Source organism: Pontibacillus sp. ABV4_188 (assembly GCF_056311905.1).
Genome location: NZ_CM149975.1, coordinates 1,589,964 through 1,605,587, shown reverse-complemented (window position 1 = coordinate 1,605,587; position 15,624 = coordinate 1,589,964). Strand labels below are relative to the sequence as shown.

At 38.4% G+C, this 15,624-nt stretch carries 16 protein-coding genes; 11 read left to right on the top strand and 5 right to left on the bottom strand.

Translation table 11 applies throughout. The features are described from left to right. Nucleotides 1–137: 137 nt before the first annotated feature. Both ACYX4O_RS08145 and ACYX4O_RS08140 read right to left on the bottom strand, forming a co-directional pair. The gene (locus tag ACYX4O_RS08145) at nucleotides 138–527 is read right to left on the bottom strand and encodes a hypothetical protein (protein ID WP_476356218.1); all 390 of its coding nucleotides are present in this window, start codon (nucleotides 525–527) and stop codon (nucleotides 138–140) included. Between the two features lie 129 nt (nucleotides 528–656). After that, a complete protein-coding gene (locus ACYX4O_RS08140) occupies nucleotides 657–1,535 on the bottom strand; it encodes a patatin-like phospholipase family protein (RefSeq protein WP_476356216.1) in 879 nt (292 codons plus the stop codon). A 287-nt stretch (nucleotides 1,536–1,822) separates the two neighbouring features. Between ACYX4O_RS08140 and ACYX4O_RS08135 the strand changes: the two genes are divergently transcribed. Both ACYX4O_RS08135 and ACYX4O_RS08130 read left to right on the top strand, forming a co-directional pair. Then, nucleotides 1,823–2,986: an aminotransferase A gene (locus ACYX4O_RS08135; protein ID WP_476356214.1), complete on the top strand. Its 1,164-nt coding sequence runs from the start codon at nucleotides 1,823–1,825 to the stop codon at nucleotides 2,984–2,986. A 40-nt stretch (nucleotides 2,987–3,026) separates the two neighbouring features. Then, on the top strand, nucleotides 3,027–3,149 hold the full coding sequence (locus ACYX4O_RS08130; protein ID WP_476356212.1) for a DUF6254 family protein: 123 nt from the start codon (nucleotides 3,027–3,029) through the stop codon (nucleotides 3,147–3,149). An 18-nt stretch (nucleotides 3,150–3,167) separates the two neighbouring features. Here the strand turns inward: ACYX4O_RS08130 and ACYX4O_RS08125 are convergent, their stop codons facing one another. After that, nucleotides 3,168–3,383: an aspartyl-phosphate phosphatase Spo0E family protein gene (locus ACYX4O_RS08125; protein WP_476356210.1), complete on the bottom strand. Its 216-nt coding sequence runs from the start codon at nucleotides 3,381–3,383 to the stop codon at nucleotides 3,168–3,170. A gap of 509 nt (nucleotides 3,384–3,892) precedes the next feature. Between ACYX4O_RS08125 and ACYX4O_RS08120 the strand changes: the two genes are divergently transcribed. From ACYX4O_RS08120 to ACYX4O_RS08100, 5 genes are all read left to right on the top strand, one after another. After that, nucleotides 3,893–4,234, top strand: a complete 342-nt coding sequence (locus tag ACYX4O_RS08120; RefSeq protein WP_476356208.1) for a PilZ domain-containing protein — start codon at nucleotides 3,893–3,895, stop codon at nucleotides 4,232–4,234. Between the two features lie 67 nt (nucleotides 4,235–4,301). After that, nucleotides 4,302–4,826: a signal peptidase I gene (gene lepB, locus ACYX4O_RS08115; RefSeq protein WP_476356206.1), complete on the top strand. Its 525-nt coding sequence runs from the start codon at nucleotides 4,302–4,304 to the stop codon at nucleotides 4,824–4,826. Nucleotides 4,827–6,097: 1,271 nt separating this feature from the next. Next, nucleotides 6,098–7,111, top strand: a complete 1,014-nt coding sequence (locus tag ACYX4O_RS08110) for a zinc ribbon domain-containing protein (RefSeq protein WP_476356204.1) — start codon at nucleotides 6,098–6,100, stop codon at nucleotides 7,109–7,111. A 23-nt stretch (nucleotides 7,112–7,134) separates the two neighbouring features. Beyond that, nucleotides 7,135–8,313: a S1C family serine protease gene (locus tag ACYX4O_RS08105; protein ID WP_476356202.1), complete on the top strand. Its 1,179-nt coding sequence runs from the start codon at nucleotides 7,135–7,137 to the stop codon at nucleotides 8,311–8,313. 296 nt (nucleotides 8,314–8,609) lie between these two features. Next, the gene (locus ACYX4O_RS08100) at nucleotides 8,610–9,122 is read left to right on the top strand and encodes a DoxX family protein (RefSeq protein ID WP_476356201.1); all 513 of its coding nucleotides are present in this window, start codon (nucleotides 8,610–8,612) and stop codon (nucleotides 9,120–9,122) included. Nucleotides 9,123–9,139: 17 nt separating this feature from the next. Here ACYX4O_RS08100 and ACYX4O_RS08095 read toward each other — a convergent pair whose 3' ends face one another. Both ACYX4O_RS08095 and ACYX4O_RS08090 read right to left on the bottom strand, forming a co-directional pair. Continuing rightward, nucleotides 9,140–9,679 (bottom strand): hypothetical protein, encoded by a 540-nt coding sequence (locus ACYX4O_RS08095; protein ID WP_476356199.1) that lies wholly within the window; start codon nucleotides 9,677–9,679, stop codon nucleotides 9,140–9,142. A gap of 25 nt (nucleotides 9,680–9,704) precedes the next feature. Then, the gene (locus tag ACYX4O_RS08090) at nucleotides 9,705–11,396 is read right to left on the bottom strand and encodes a sensor domain-containing protein (RefSeq protein WP_476356197.1); all 1,692 of its coding nucleotides are present in this window, start codon (nucleotides 11,394–11,396) and stop codon (nucleotides 9,705–9,707) included. Between the two features lie 230 nt (nucleotides 11,397–11,626). On the opposite strand from ACYX4O_RS08090, the gene ACYX4O_RS08085 reads away from it, so the two are divergent. From ACYX4O_RS08085 to ACYX4O_RS08070, 4 genes are read left to right on the top strand one after another with little or no spacing between them, the layout of a single operon-like run. Further along, entirely contained in the window at nucleotides 11,627–12,373 is a 747-nt protein-coding gene (locus tag ACYX4O_RS08085) for a carotenoid biosynthesis protein (RefSeq protein ID WP_476356195.1), read from the top strand. Between the two features lie 56 nt (nucleotides 12,374–12,429). After that, nucleotides 12,430–13,026 carry a lysophospholipid acyltransferase family protein gene (locus ACYX4O_RS08080; protein ID WP_476356193.1) on the top strand — a complete coding sequence of 199 codons (597 nt, stop codon included), beginning with the start codon at nucleotides 12,430–12,432 and terminating at the stop codon, nucleotides 13,024–13,026. Between the two features lie 14 nt (nucleotides 13,027–13,040). Next, nucleotides 13,041–14,153: a glycosyltransferase family 2 protein gene (locus ACYX4O_RS08075; RefSeq protein ID WP_476356191.1), complete on the top strand. Its 1,113-nt coding sequence runs from the start codon at nucleotides 13,041–13,043 to the stop codon at nucleotides 14,151–14,153. Continuing rightward, the gene (locus ACYX4O_RS08070; protein ID WP_476356189.1) at nucleotides 14,150–15,616 is read left to right on the top strand and encodes a phytoene desaturase family protein; all 1,467 of its coding nucleotides are present in this window, start codon (nucleotides 14,150–14,152) and stop codon (nucleotides 15,614–15,616) included. The genes ACYX4O_RS08075 and ACYX4O_RS08070 overlap by 4 nt, the downstream gene beginning before the upstream one ends. The last annotated feature ends 8 nt before the right edge of the window (nucleotides 15,617–15,624 follow it).

Sequence of the window (15,624 nt, the reverse complement as noted above, 5' to 3'; positions counted from 1 at the left end):
GCCCAGTTGCAGCTCCTAGCAAGTCAATCCCTCCTTTTGATTCCTTATATATGTACGTATTATTTAAGTACTAAGTTTCACTTATTTTGTACCCCGTACAGCATATCATTCAAACAAAAAGAGGAAAACTAAAATCTTTATACACCTTTGGGCTTTTGTTTTTTAGATTGCTTCATATATTTGACGACTCTCTCAATAGCATATGAACAAATAATATATCCTCCAAAACATATTAAAGCAAGTGCCCCATTCGCTACATCCCTTATCTCGACATCTCCAGTTCCACTTGCTCCTTGATACACTTCGTAAAAAGGTAGTATAAACATTACGACCAGACCCGCAACGATATAGCTTAACAGCCTATCCCATTTTAATAAAACCATCCAATATATAATTGGACGAACTATATTGTAAAATAAAATGATTAAAACCATCCCAAAAATAAAGTGCAAATGTAGATCAGTGATTCCAAGAGGAGCTAATTGAGCCTCTTTTATGAGCCAATTAAACGTTAAAAACCCTTCCATTCCCTTCCCTCCTACCCATTATTAGTACAAGTATTGTCAACAGGTAGAAGGGATATACCTCTCTCTATCACTGGTCAAGAAATGGATATCTTTTTAAAAGTGGAAACTAAACCACTGCAAATGTAAATCTTAAGTAAGTACGGAACTCATAGACGGTTCTAGAAAGTTCACTAAATCATCGTATTGCTCTTTCGCCTCTTCGTAGCCTTGCTCATATAGAGCATGAAGTTTGTTTCTATTTCGTTCAATCCTGCTTACTGCAAGTGGTTTTTTGGGCTGAATGACAAAAGCTTTCCCCTGTTTCACTAACTCATCCACCTGACCTACGGTGTCATTATAACGTAAATGTCTGCTCTCTAAAGCGTGGGTTAAGTGAGGATAACCTTTAAATTTCTGTTTTACTAACCATGAAAACTTCATTTTCTCTTTTCGGTAGCCTGGATTTCGTGTCGATATCACGACATGCTTTGTGTTTCCATCTTTTATTGAAGCAGATATAGGAATAGGATCAGCAATACCACCATCTAGTAGCTGCTTGCCCTCATGAGAAATCATGGGAGCGATAAAAGGTAAGGAGCTTGAAGCTCGAATGAGAGAAATTAAAGTCGGTCCGTCTTCAAAGAAATCATAGTAGGTAGGCTTGCCAGTATGAACATCGGTCGTTCCGACGACAAATTTTGTCTGCTTAGAGTAATGAAAGAACCCTTCATAATCAAATGGGACAAGTTCATTTGGAAGCTTATTAAATATAAAATCCATCCCGAACAATTCCCGCTTCGTAATAGCCCTTTTATAAGATATGTACTCAGGGTGCCCTCCATACTCTACCAAAACTTTATAATTGCGCCCCTTTTGTCTAGCCACATAAGAAGTACCATTACAAGCCCCTGCTGATGCACCGACTACGTACGGGAAATGAAGGTCAGCATCTAGAAAGAAATCCAACACACCAGCTGTGTAAGCACCTCTCATGCCCCCACCTTCTAATACGAGTCCAGTTTCATTCATTGACGACCTCCCCTTTCTTCATTCACATGATGTAACCAGTATAACAACAACTCTTGCTATAATAAAAAATTCAGTTCTCAAAATGTATAGAGATTACCTAAAGAACCTACATCTTGTACAGTTTTTCCATACAGGCATATGGAACAAAGATCTGTGAAGAGTCACCCACCAAATTTCATACGGTTTATACAACCTAATTTCCTTCATACTATAAAATCATGTTAAGATGGTATTTAAAACGTCAGCCACTATGGGAGACGTATATATGACAACCGGAGGTGACAACAGTGCATCATTTAATAAATCCGCACTTACAATCCATACAAATATCAGGAATTCGCAAATTTTTTAATATGGTTTCCGGGAAAGAAGGTGTTGTCTCGTTAACAATTGGGCAACCTGACTTCCCTACACCTCAGCATATTAAGCAAGCTGGAATTGAAGCCATTCATGACAACCAAACCTCTTATACCCATAATGCAGGTATGTTGCCACTTAGAAAAGCTATATCTGAATTTGCTAAACAAGAATATGGTCTTTCTTATAAGCCTGATACGGAAATTATTACAACGGTAGGAGCTTCACAAGCTATCGACCTTACGTTTCGAACGATTCTGACTCCAGGAGATGAAGTCATTCTTCCAGCCCCTGTATATCCAGGATATGAACCGTGTATTCGATTAGCTGGTGGAAAACCAGTCCATGTCGATACAACGCATACGGACTTTAAGTTAACAGTTGAGACGTTAACCAAACATATTACCAATCAAACAAAATGCATTGTGTTACCTTACCCTTCTAACCCAACAGGTGCAACACTTATAAAAGAGGAAGTAGAAGTCCTCGCTGAGTTTCTTAAAGAAAAAGAAATATTCGTCTTATCAGATGAAATATATAGCCAATTGACATATGATGAGCCACACACTTCCATTGCAACGCAAGAAGGAATGAGGGAAAAAACCATTGTCATTAATGGCGTATCTAAATCCCATTCTATGACCGGTTGGCGTATCGGTTATACATTAGCTCCTGAGTGGCTATCAAAAGAAATGCTAAAGGTTCATCAGTATAATGTATCTTGCCCAACTTCGATTAGCCAACACGCTGCACTCGCTGCAATTAAAGGCGGTAAAGCGGATACAGAAGCAATGCGAGCTGAATATAAAGAACGCTTAGACTATGTATACCAACGCCTCACAGACATGGGTGTACCTTGCACAAAGCCAGGTGGAGCATTCTATGTATTTCCTTATTTCCCTGGACTTGAAAAAAGTTCATTTGATTTCGGTATAGACCTAGTTGAAGAAGCAAAATTAGCCCTTGTTCCCGGTGACGCCTTTTCTTCTTACGGGCAAGGCTATATGCGTATCTCCTACGCCTACAATATTGATACGTTGAAAGAAGGATTAGATCGATTAGAGGCATACTTGAATAAATCTACCCTCATATAACGGTGAAACTGAGGCATCCTATATATGAGGTGATTAGAAGATGAGTCATCAAAAACGACGAAAAGAGCGTGCTTTACGTCAACGGAAAGAAAAACAAAACCCTCATGGTAAAGTGAAAAGCTTTGAGGAATTAAGTGAAGAAAATGATCACAAAAAGACATAACAAACCAGTAGGCTAAGCCTACTGGTTTCTCATATGACTTCGACATTTACTTTGTAGATCATATTGGTTTAATAACTCGTCCAATTGCTGGCTAAGTCGTAGCGATTCCTCACAAGTAAAGCCTTTTGTCTCTGCTACTACGATCATCTTGTTTCGCAACCGTTCAATACGCTCCTGTAATTGACTGTTTGTTAATACGCAAGCAACCACATTCCCCACCCTCTCCAACGGCATATATATCCTCCACAGGACTTATAAAACGTAAAGTCAACGTCTTCTATCTACAAGCGAAACAATTTTCACATAACTTATGAAACGCTAATTTACCTATCTTAAAACAATATTTGTTATTTGTTTATTCTAACCAAAATAATCAAAACGTAACATATTGGTGTTAAACAACCGAACTAGCACCATATATTGTATTTAAGCTCATTATGCCAAACAAATGATCCCCTGTAAAGCAGATCGCAAAATAAGACAAATTATCTCACAAACTATACTTCTCATTTCTTAACCTTTACAAATATCGACAAATATTCCTATTGCTATTTTAATAGAATCTTTTTATAATTTGTTTAGTTTTGGGATTAGAGTATAATATTTGTAAATATTGATATTTCGACACATTTTGAATTCTTCTCCAGTCTTAGCTCACTATATAATATAATTGAACGTAAAAGTATTCTTCTAATCTTATAATAATTAAGAATGCTTTTCATTTTCCTTAAGGGAGAGATTCCATGTATTTTAAAAGAAATGAACCATTCCGCTACACATTTGGGACTCCAGTTGTGGGCCAATTGAAAAACCCTAGCAACGAAGAGGAAGTTGAAATGAAAATTTGGGATATCAGTCAGCACGGAATGCGGATTGAACCATTAGAATCATTAGACTTGAAAGCTGAAGAAACGATCCACATTTTCTTCACCCTCCTTGATCAAGAATTCGCTACAATCGGAACTATTAGGTGGAACAAGTCAATAGCCGGAATACCACAAGCAGGTATCGACTTAGATACAGACAGCGCATGGCGTGACAACCTAGTCCATACATTAAAGCAATATGCAAAAAAACATATCTAGTCTTCCCTATTTCTATGATACGATAGACAAAGAAGAGTTAGAGCTGGATAAGAAAGGAAGATTACACTTGAAGAATAAAATCCTAAAAGAAATATTAGATTGGACAAAAGCTATAGGCTTTGCCCTTGTACTAGCGTTTGCCATCCGACACTTTGTTTTTGCCACTTCTATTGTAGAAGGTACAAGCATGGACCCTACGTTAGAAGATGGAGAACGTGTTATGTATAATAAATTCGTCTACTTGGTCGGAGAACCAGAACGCGGAGATATTGTGATCATCCAACGCCCAACTAAAAATTATGTAAAACGCATCATCGGATTACCTGGTGACACAGTTGAAGTAAGTGAGGACCATTCTTTATATGTGAACGGTAAAAAAGTAGAACAAGATTACCTAAACAAACAGGCTATTCAAGGAACTTTCCCTTTTTCCGAAAAGGAAGTTCCAGAAGATGAATACTTTGTGATGGGAGATAACCGTATCGTCTCTAAAGACAGTCGTAATGGGCTCGGGTTTGTTAATCATGATGAAGTCATCGGCCGCTCAGAACTTGTTATCTATCCATTCGATGAATTGCACTGGACCCGTTAATACTCTTAAAAGGAGACCCGTTTTCACGGGTCTCCTTTTTACTATAATCTCTGTTAAAGTTTACTGTTGTTATTCTTTAAAACAAGCTTGTTCAAGAATAGGGCAGGGTGGTTGAAGACTCGAAACTGAGACACTTTATGGTGTATGGGTCCGTTACGTTTATAAGTGCTAGGCAGGCTTGGGGACAACTCGCTTTCCTGCGGGGAGCTGGGAAGCCTCCTCAATCGCTACGCGCTTTCCGGGGTCTCCCCTAGATTTAAAGTGCAGGAGTGGTGCCTAGGACCGTACGGATAAGTCAGCTTTTTGGAAAAGGCGATCAGCCTTTGTAAAAAAGATGGCTTATCTCGCTAGGTCCTCCACTCCAGAACTGGATAGGCTCCTTTTCCCGCGGGAGTCTCGCAGTCCCCAAGCCTACCCTGGCGTTAATTTAGTGAACGGACCCGCTTATTATAGTTGATCTTAAGCCCTCTACCTCACAAATATGGCGCGTTTCCGTCTCTCCCCATTTGGCAAAGGTGGGTCTGGAAATTGCGAGACTCCTGCGGGAGGAAGAGGTTGACGAGACCCCGCAGGGTGGTTTTCCCGAGGAGGCTCGACAGCTCGCCCGCGGAAAGCGAGTGATTTCCAGGCCCACCTTTCGCTCTATTAAAGCTGACGGAAACCTCCCTACATCTATTGCAAGACCTCTCTACCTCAGTTTCAAGTCTTCCGTATAAGGGGGCTTATATGGAACAACATCAACACTAAGCATTAACAGAGCCTTCCTATAAGGAAACATGATTAAACTGTTACAACTTTAACTAAAAAAGCCCCTTCTGTAATGAAGGGACCTTTGTTTATTTTAACCGTGATCAAAAATGCAAAAACCAATATTTACTAGTAGGATCACTAAGGAAACAATCCCAAACACGACTTGAAACATTTCACCCATTAAGTCCACCCCCCTAATATGTATGTTCATTTGTATTTTATCAGAAAATGCCATGAAATATTTACTTTTTTAAAAACAAAGTGTGTTAGCAGACATTGTTTCTTCCTATAATAAATCCCCAAAAATATGGGTGCTTCTTCCAAAAGGATTATGATAAACTACTAGTATCCACATTAGACGCTCGAAAGATGGTGAAACTATGGCTTATTGTCCCTATTGCGGAACAAGAATAAATAGCGATGAGATCTATTGTGTCTCTTGCGGAAAATCAGTTCCTGGAGATATACATACAAGGACTAAAGAATATAAGAAAAGCTTTAACACATGGTGGATTCTCCCTTTGTCTGTACTGCTCTTTTGCATTACTTTTACAGGCGGCTCTTACTGGTTCATTGATCATCAATCTACTAAAGCTAAAGAAAAGTTGGACGAAGGGGAGAAATTGGCATTAAAGGGAGAATATGAATCTGCCGCAAATTATTTCAATGAAGCTGTCGACCTTACTTTTAAATTCCCTGCAGCTCATCAGAATAAACAGTATATGGATCTAGCTATACAAATAGATGCCCTCCTTCAAGATGCCAAGTATTACATAGGAAATGAGCAATTTCCAGAAGCTCTTAACAAGGTTGAAAAAGCTGAGGCCAAATTAAATAATATGGACGGTGAGTTAATCCAGAAGCTTATTGATGAGATTGTAACCATTCGTAATAAAGCGAAAGTAGCTCAAATAAAAGCGAACATTAACCAGGACTCCTCTATATCAAATTTGAAAAGTGTTTTGTGGCAAATAGAATCTATTCAAAATGAGAAAGCTCAGGACATGGCCACAACTGTACAAGAGCAAATTATCTCCCACGCTTTCTCTAATGCGAACGAAGCTTTAAAACAAAATCAATTCTCTATAGCTCGAAGCTATGTTGACGAAGGGCTTCGATATGCACCCGAAAGCCAAAAGCTTCAAAGTTTAAAAACAACAATTGAGAAAGAGAAAGCAGCATTTGAAACGGCTCAGCAAAATCGAATTGAACAAGCTATGACTGCAGCGGAAGAAGAACATAGAAAAAATAAAAATGACGCCGTCGAAATTGTTAAAATCGAAAATACACTCAATAAACAAAACAATCTGGTTGTAAGAGGGAAAATTAAAAGTGTAGCGACTGTTCCGATTACTTCCGTCTCCCTCTCTTACAATTTATTAGATAAGAATGAAAAGGTAATCCAAACAAATGAAGTCTTTATCTATCCAGATACATTATATCCTGATGAAGTGGGGCAGTTTGAATTCACTCACTACGATGTACACAATGCATTAAAGGTAAAAATTAATAAAGTGAAGTGGTTTTTAAATTAACTCAGAATAAGGATGATACTATAATGAAAAAAAACAACAAAGGACTTCCAATAACCTTTAGCATTCTCATTATTGCCATTACAGCTATAGCCATCATATCCATCTATAAAACAACATATAAAGATCCTATAAAAATAGCTAGTACACTGGCACAAGAAGTGACCGATAGTGAACAGTCAAGGCAAATTGATTTAAAAACACTCATTCACGAAGCTGAAAAAAATGTCGTCCAAATCGAAGCCTCAGATGAAACAGAATCAAGCATCGGTTCAGGGTTTATCTTCAACGATAAAGGAGACGTGGTTACGAATGCCCATGTAGTTAAAGGGTATGACTCTGTTTTCATTAAAACTACAGACGCCAGAATGCATCCTGCTGCTGTGATTGGAGTTGGTAAAGAAGAAGACATTGCCCTTTTGCGCGTTCCTCAACTATCTAACCGCACACCTATGAATATGGACCTAAAGGAAATTGGTGAAATCGGTGATGATATTATTGCAGTAGGGAGTCCACTTGGGCTACAGAATACAGTCACAATGGGTACGATTTCTGGAACAGATCGGGAATTCACGATTAACGATTTCACCTATCATGATGCTTACCAAATTTCTGCTCCCATAACTCATGGAAATAGCGGCGGTCCCCTCATACATCAAGAAACTGGGAAGGTCATCGCAATCAACTCAGCTGGAACTGAACAAGGATCGATTGGTTTCAGCCTTCCGTTGCAAAACGTTAAAGATCAGTTAGATAAATGGTCTGAGGATGCCGATTCTAAAGATCTGACATATGAAAGTTTTTCAGATAACCCTAACCTAACCGAGTCACAATTAAAAGAAGATGCTAAGTATCTCGTTCATTACTTCCACGAGAGTCTTCTCATGAGAGATTACATTAGTGCTTACTCTATGCTAGGAAGCACATGGCAATCTAAACAATCTTACCAAGAATTCCGAGATCAATACATTCATACCGTAGATATTGATTTATCTGATCTATCTCTTAACGTAAATGCAAATAACCAGGTCAAAGTAACCCTTGAAGCTAAAGAAACCATTCATCAAAAGATTCAAGAAAATAATCAAGATAATGAAAACAAGGATCGCATAACTAAAACCTATAATGTCACCTTCCTAATTGGCTACGAAAATGACCAACTAAAGTTATTAGAAGGAAGCAAGGAACAAACCTCGTCAAAATAAATTTAATAATCAAGTCTCACAGTAGAAAAGGACAAATCCTTTTCTACTTTTTTTATGCTACACTTCCCACCCCTACCTTCTATCCTCAATAAGAAAGTAGCTACTCACTTCATCTTCTTGTCACACATTAGCCATAAAACATTGAACAGTTTGTGAACCAATTCACAAATAGATTCATTCAAGCTGTTTAGGTGATATATTATAAGTGTAAGAAAAACATCACTCACAATTAGCCGGCCCATCCTGAGTGACCCAAAAATGAATGGTACTTTTCTTGTACCCAAGGAGTGGTTCTTATGTTTAACAAAGTATTGCGTGAGAACAACATTGCAGCTGCACTATTAACTATTATTCGAGTATATTTAGGCTACACATGGTTTATGGCAGGAATTCATAAATTAACTGGTCCTGGTTTCGACGCCAACGGTTTCTTGCAAGGAGCAGTTGGTAAAGCAAGTGGGGAACATCCTGCAGTTCAAGGCTGGTGGGCTGCTTTTCTAGATACGATTGCAATTCCAAATAGTGGATTGTTTACTTTCCTAGTGATGTGGGGAGAAATCCTTGTCGGGGCAGCTCTTATCCTTGGTATCTTTACAACATTCTCTGCACTTATGGGAATCACAATGAATTTCGCCTTCTTATTAAGTGGTACAACTAGCACAAACCCGCAAATGGTTATCTTAACCATCTTCATTCTTGTTGCTGGATATAACGCTGGAAAGTATGGATTAGATCGATATGTAATCCCTTTCCTTCGCAAGAATGTAGACAAAAAAATACATCACAAAACTGCTGAAGCATATCGTTAATAAAAAGAGGCGCCGGGTCAATTTGCTGACTTGGCGCCTTTTATATGCACGATCCAGTATGGACAATCCTCTTCTCCACCGTAAATACCTATTGTGTAAACGTCTGGTCGCGTTACATAACCTTCAAGAGAAATAGTTTCCCCTTCCTCCCTTTTTGTAATATCTAAAGGAACATCCATAGGGGAATATAATAAAATAGGTTCTATAGCCGTTTTATATGGAAGGTTTCTATGTAAAACGTCCCCGTACCTAGCTTTCACAACGACCTGTTGTGTAGAAGGATTTAAATGAAGGAATTGAAAGTAGGTTTCCCCTGCAGGAGGTTCCCTTAAGGGAAGTGATAATAGCGTTACCGCTTTTAATCCCTTAAATGGATGGATAATGTGAAATATTGGCTTATATTCTTCATTCTTTCCTTCAACTCTAATGATTTGATACTCTCCACTTTTAAGGACAAGGTCTTGTGTGATATCTACATCTTGATTGGTGACATTTAGAATAACTGAAGATGAAGATGAGAAATCATGATCCACTGTTATTTCTTTATATCTAGCCATACTCCCCCTCCCCCATTCATATTCACTAACTATTAAGCCAAGAGGAGAACATATACCCGTCATCTCCCTTTTGTTTAGCACAATATAAAGCCTGATCTGCCCGCTTCAGAAGTTCAGCTTCATTGGTTGCATCAAGCGGGGCTATGGCAATGCCGACACTAAAACTGAAATGAATGGAGTGACCTTCTATAGCAATAGGCTCTTTCATCTTATCCATCACACGAGCAGCAATTCTATCTAGCTCTTGTTGACTTTTAATATCAGGGAATAGGATAGCAAATTCATCTCCTCCGATTCGAGACACAAGATCTTCTTCTCTTACTATTGATAGAAGTCTATTAGATAAAGAAACTAATAATCCGTCTCCCACATCATGACCAAGCGTATCATTTACTTTCTTAAATCCATTTCCATCTAGATACATAAGCCCAAATTGATAATCATCAGAGCGTTTCACACGAGCCATTGCTTTGTGAAGGAATTCTTCAAATACCCTTCTGTTCGTTAATCCAGTTAAGTAATCAGTATAAGCCATTTCCATTAATGATTGTTCAGCTTCTTTTCTCTTCGTAATATCTCTAGCTGTAAAGATAAGTTTTACTACATTCCCCTCTTCATCAGAAACTGGTTTGACGTTTGCCTCCATCCAGATTAATTCATTCGAAGTCGATCGGGGCATTCGGTATTCAATTCGTTCCCCTTTTTTAGATTGTATAGAGTCATTGACAGCTGACTTAACATCTTTTCGGTCTTCTAAGAATACATAATTATATATGTTATCTCCGGTCATACGAAATGGCCCAATGCCAAGTACAATTTCATGTGAGGGGGATGCATAAGTAATCGTACCGTCACGATCTAAAAGTTGAATCAGATCTTGGGTATTATTTGCAATTAATCGGTAACGCTCCTGAGATTCTTCAAGCGCTTGCTTCGCCATCTTTTCCTTGGTGATATCTTGGATGAATGCAACCACGGCTACTTGATCACCAGACTCATTCGGTAGTGTTGTGAAGTTTGTAGAGATCCACACAGATGACCCATCTTTTCTCTTCCATTCTGAAGAAAATCGAGAAATATTCTCCCCCTCATTTAACAAATGAAAATGAGTTCGAATTGAGTTTGTCAGCTGAGGTTGTAAATTTTCTAACTTTACGTTTAATAATTCTTCTTTACTGAAACCAAACATTTGGTAAAAAGCATGGTTTACGTTTAAAATATGTTGGTTCATATCAAACATGACTAGTGCTTCCTCAGTGTTATCAATATAAGATCGAAACAAACGATCAACATGTCGAACTTCACTCGTCTTGATTGACAGATGACTCAAATTCCTCGTGATTCCAATGATATGGGTAATCGTCTTCTCATTATCATGGACTGGATATAAAAAAGTTTCCGCCTTGAATTGTCCATTTGGTAATATTACATAATCTGAATAGGTTACAAATGTATCGCTAGTAAAGGCTTGATCGTATTTCATTTGCAAAAACTTCGCATCTTCTCCATTCATACAATCTTGAATGGAAGAGCCTATGTAAAAGGGAGAAAGTCTGGCTATTTCCATAGCCGCTTCATTCATATATTCGTAGAGGTACTGTTGTTGTGTTTCCTTCCTTTTTACTTTCATGATAAATACACCGTCTGTTAGAGCTTCAGCAAGTTGCCTCAGTGTCTCAAGATGAGCAGTGTGAAAGTTTTGAAGGAATTTTTCCATGCAAATCCCTCGCTCTATTCAATCCTTTTTCTTTGAAAATCTCACATTAATAGTATCATAATTCTATTTAAGGCTGATAGACAATAGCTTGATCCCTCTCAGATTATTAGAAAGCATAATTATTCTACAGAACTAGCCTTTTATAATACAATCAAATAAAGATACCTATATCATGTATATGTTATAAATAAACGATCATGAAGTGTTTAGGTTCAAAAGGAGGAAAAGATTTGGTCTGGGTATTTCGTTTTTTTGTATTTTGGTATGTTTGTGGGTTCGTCCTACTCACCTTTGATTTAATCCCCCCAGCACTCGAATGGGCTAATGCTGTCTTCTTAATTGTGGCAGGATCCATAGGTGGGATTTACTTTGTCAAACGTTTAGGTATCACGATTGGCTCCTTATATAGCTTATTTATTGTGATTTTTTCGATCGCAGTTGAACATTACGGGGTTCAGTATAATTTGTGGTTTGGGAGTTATCATTATGAACAAGATTTTGGACCTATGGTTAGTGGGGTTCCTATCTCGATTGGCTTTGCATGGCTAATGGTGATTGCTGGTTCACATGAAATTGCTAGAGTTCTATCTCCACAAGGGAACTATTTTTTTATTTCTTTCTTATTAATCGGAAGTGTCCTTGCGGTATCTATTGACCTTATTTTAGATCCTGTTGCTTACCATGTAAAAGAGTATTGGATCTGGGACGAACCGGGCATGTATTATAGCATCCCTTTTTCAAATTTTACAGGCTGGTTTTTCTTGAGCTTATTCTTCCATTTGGTGGGATATTCAGTGATCCGAAAAAGCCAATCAGATCCTCAATGGGGGCAACGCATGTTCCTTGTATTTGAGGGCGTACAAGGGATGTTTGTCTGGCTTGCCATTATTGGAAACCTATGGCTTGCAGCAATTTTAGTAGGGACTATTATGGTTATTACCACCAAACTTTACATACAAAAAAGGAGATTACTATGATACCAGCAAATAAAAGTCCTTTTTGGGAATGGGGATTTCATCTTGTATTGAAACGGATGTTCAAATCCCAATTTAATAACCTATTTTATAGAGGGACGCTTCCGTCTTCAACAAAACATACCCTATTTCTTGTTAATCATAGTACATGGTGGGATCCATTAATTATTTTTCTTTTAAACAAACACCTATTCAAAGCGAATGGATATGGCATGATGCATGAAGAAGGATTAAAGTCATTCCCGATATTCAGAAGGATTGGAACATTTTCCATAAATCGATCAAATCCAAAGGATATTATTGCCTCTTTGAATTACGCTAAGGATCGTATTAACGAGGGGAAAGCCGTCTGGATTTTCCCCCAAGGAGATGAGCGTCCACTAGAACAAAGACCATTGGAATTCCAGACGGGAGCTTCCTTTATCATCGAAAAGAGCGATCAGATTCATATTATCCCTATATCTCTTTATTATGCGTTTGAAGAGAAGAGAAAGCCAAATATCTATGTTAGTATTGGCCAAGATCTTTCGCCAGCGCTCAACCCAGAGTATGATAGACGTCACCATACACAATTTTTAGAGGACGCATGCACAGACCAATTGGATCATTTAAAGAAACAAGTGATGGAGAAAAATTCTTTTCATACACTTTTCTAAAGGAGGCCATATATATGTCAATTTACTTATGGGGACTTATCGGCCTAGAAGCCTTCTGCCTCCTGTGGATTCTATTGAATAGTACATTTATAAAACCATTAGCTAATCCTTCACCTGATGCTTCCTACCCATCTGTTTCTTTATTGATTCCTATGAGGAACGAAGAGCGAAATGTTCAAGAACTCATTCAGTCCTTACAATCATTAACTTATCCATCATTTGAGTGCATCTTGCTAGATGATCAATCAACAGATGATACGAAGAAGCTAACAAATGAAGCAATCATAGATGATAAGCGTTTTACGCTTATCACAGGGCAACCGCTACCAAAAGGATGGAACGGGAAAGTTCACGCTTGTCACCAACTCAGCCAACAAGCACAAGGCAATCTTCTCCTGTTTATTGACGCGGATGTGCGTTTAGCACCTGACACGCTTGAAAGGGCCGTCGCCACATTTGATAAGGAACAAGCCGGTATGATAAGTGGCTTCCCTCATTATGCGGATAGGAGCCATTTCTCTCAATTCCTTGTAACCCTGCAACATTTTGTTGTGTACGCCCATCTTCCAATTTCCATAGCCAACACAACCAACAACCCTTCCTTCACTGCAGCTTGTGGAGGTTTTATAGGGTTTACTAGAAGAGCATACGATGCAATCGGAGGTCATGAAGCTGTCTCTTCTTCCCTATTAGAAGATGTTCACTTAGCTCGCGAAACCAAGAAGAGCGGTCATACAATGAAGCTTATGAACATTTCATCATCTGTCAATTGTTATATGTATGAATCTCTGAAAGAAGCAATCGAAGGGTTTACGAAAAATATTTTTATTGGGATTAACAAATCAATCGGACTAGCACTATTCCTCATCACCTGGTACATTTTGATGTATATAGTACCTTTAGCCTTATTCATCGTCAGTATAACAAGTGGTCAATTTCTCTATTCAGTTCCTTTAATTCTTAGTATTCTTCAGAAGGGGGTCATAGATTATAAGAATAAGACTTCTTTAATGTATGCTCTATTTATGCCCTTCTCAGCACTACTCTTTGTGTTCGTCTTAACTCGTTCTATGTACACATCCATTAAAGGAAAAGCTTACACATGGAAAGGAAGGTCTTACTCATGAAAAATATCGTGATCGTAGGTGGAGGCTTAGGTGGCCTATCAGCTGCTATCCATCTGGCTGCCGATGGCCATCACGTAAAAGTATTTGAGAAAAACGAACATTTCGGAGGTAAGATGAAATCTATTGAGATCGATCGTTACCATTTTGATTTTGGTCCTAATACCATTACTATGCCTCAGGTCTTCTTAGAAACAATTCGTAAAGCCGGACTAGATCCTGAAGAGTACATAACTTTTGAAAAAATTGAACACCATACACGGAATGCTTTCCCTGATGGCTTCGTTTTAGATTTTTCTTCCTCCGCTACTTTTATGAAAAATCAACTCAAACGCTTAGACCCTAAAGGAGCTAAGCGATATGACGAGTTCCTGAATAGGATTGAATCGTTGTATCAATTATCCCATAAGCATTTTTTACACCGTACCTTTAATAGTTGGAGAGATTACTTATCTCCGTCGTTAGGAAGAGCTTTTTTACAAGTGCGACCAAATCAAACGATGCACGATTTCTTCCATACATACTTCGAAAATCCGAAAACTATTCAAGCCCTCGATCGGTATGCAACTTATATTGGTTCAAATCCATATGTTGCACCTGCAACATTTGCAATGATTGCTCACTTGGAGCTTACGGATGGGGTGTATTATGTACCAGGTGGTAATTCAAAAATTGCAGAGGTCCTGGTCAAAGCAGCTAAACATATAGGGGTAGAGTTACATAACCATTCAAAGGTTAAGAAAATCATCACTTCAAATGGAAGAGCAAATAGCCTCCAATTGGATTCTGGGGAGGAAGTCGAAGCTGATGAGGTTGTGATAAATGGAGATCTATTAAAAGCTTATCCTGACCTTGTGGCCGAACAGGATCGTCCATCTTTTTCTAATAAGAAAGTAAGAGGATACGAACCTTCCATTTCAGGATTCGTTATTTTAGCAGGTCTTGAAGGGGAAATAAACCAACTCCACCATCATCACCTCTTCTTCTCTACTAATTATAAAAAAGAATTTACACAGCTCCAAAACGGGGAGTATGCGGATGACCCAACCATTTATATTTGTACCTCCTCAAAGAGTGATTCAACTGTTTCTCCTGATGGAGATAATTGTTTCATTTTAGTTAATGCACCAGCAACTAGTAAAGACCGAGAGCCAATCGATCCAAAAGAGTACAAACAGGTTATTTATAACAAACTAGAGCGCTTTGGCATTTCAATAAAAGACAAAGTAAAGGTTGAGCAAATATATACACCTGAAGATATACGTATCGATTTCGGAGCCTTTAGAGGGTCTATTTACGGTCCTGCAGCTAATAAGAAACTAGACGCCTTCCTCCGACCTTTCAATCGTTCACAGGACCTTGAAAACGTTTGGTTTGCAGGCGGGAGCACTCATCCAGGGGGCGGAAGTCCTATGGTCATTCTAAGCGGCCGTAATGTAGCAAGAGAAATTCATAATAAAAGCTAAGGATAATA

Bases quoted from the DNA above. Each gene is read 5' to 3' on its own strand.
- ACYX4O_RS08130 (WP_476356212.1), top strand. From the start codon at position 3,027: ATGAGTCATCAAAAACGACGAAAAGAGCGTGCTTTACGTCAACGGAAA.
- ACYX4O_RS08070 (WP_476356189.1), top strand. From the start codon at position 14,150: ATGAAAAATATCGTGATCGTAGGTGGAGGCTTAGGTGGCCTATCAGCT.
- ACYX4O_RS08080 (WP_476356193.1), top strand. From the start codon at position 12,430: ATGTTCAAATCCCAATTTAATAACCTATTTTATAGAGGGACGCTTCCG.
- ACYX4O_RS08125 (WP_476356210.1), bottom strand. From the start codon at position 3,383: ATGCCGTTGGAGAGGGTGGGGAATGTGGTTGCTTGCGTATTAACAAAC.
- ACYX4O_RS08075 (WP_476356191.1), top strand. From the start codon at position 13,041: ATGTCAATTTACTTATGGGGACTTATCGGCCTAGAAGCCTTCTGCCTC.
- ACYX4O_RS08105 (WP_476356202.1), top strand. From the start codon at position 7,135: ATGAAAAAAAACAACAAAGGACTTCCAATAACCTTTAGCATTCTCATT.
- ACYX4O_RS08145 (WP_476356218.1), bottom strand. From the start codon at position 527: ATGGAAGGGTTTTTAACGTTTAATTGGCTCATAAAAGAGGCTCAATTA.
- ACYX4O_RS08120 (WP_476356208.1), top strand. From the start codon at position 3,893: ATGTATTTTAAAAGAAATGAACCATTCCGCTACACATTTGGGACTCCA.
- ACYX4O_RS08140 (WP_476356216.1), bottom strand. From the start codon at position 1,535: ATGAATGAAACTGGACTCGTATTAGAAGGTGGGGGCATGAGAGGTGCT.
- ACYX4O_RS08095 (WP_476356199.1), bottom strand. From the start codon at position 9,679: ATGGCTAGATATAAAGAAATAACAGTGGATCATGATTTCTCATCTTCA.
- ACYX4O_RS08090 (WP_476356197.1), bottom strand. From the start codon at position 11,396: ATGGAAAAATTCCTTCAAAACTTTCACACTGCTCATCTTGAGACACTG.
- ACYX4O_RS08100 (WP_476356201.1), top strand. From the start codon at position 8,610: ATGTTTAACAAAGTATTGCGTGAGAACAACATTGCAGCTGCACTATTA.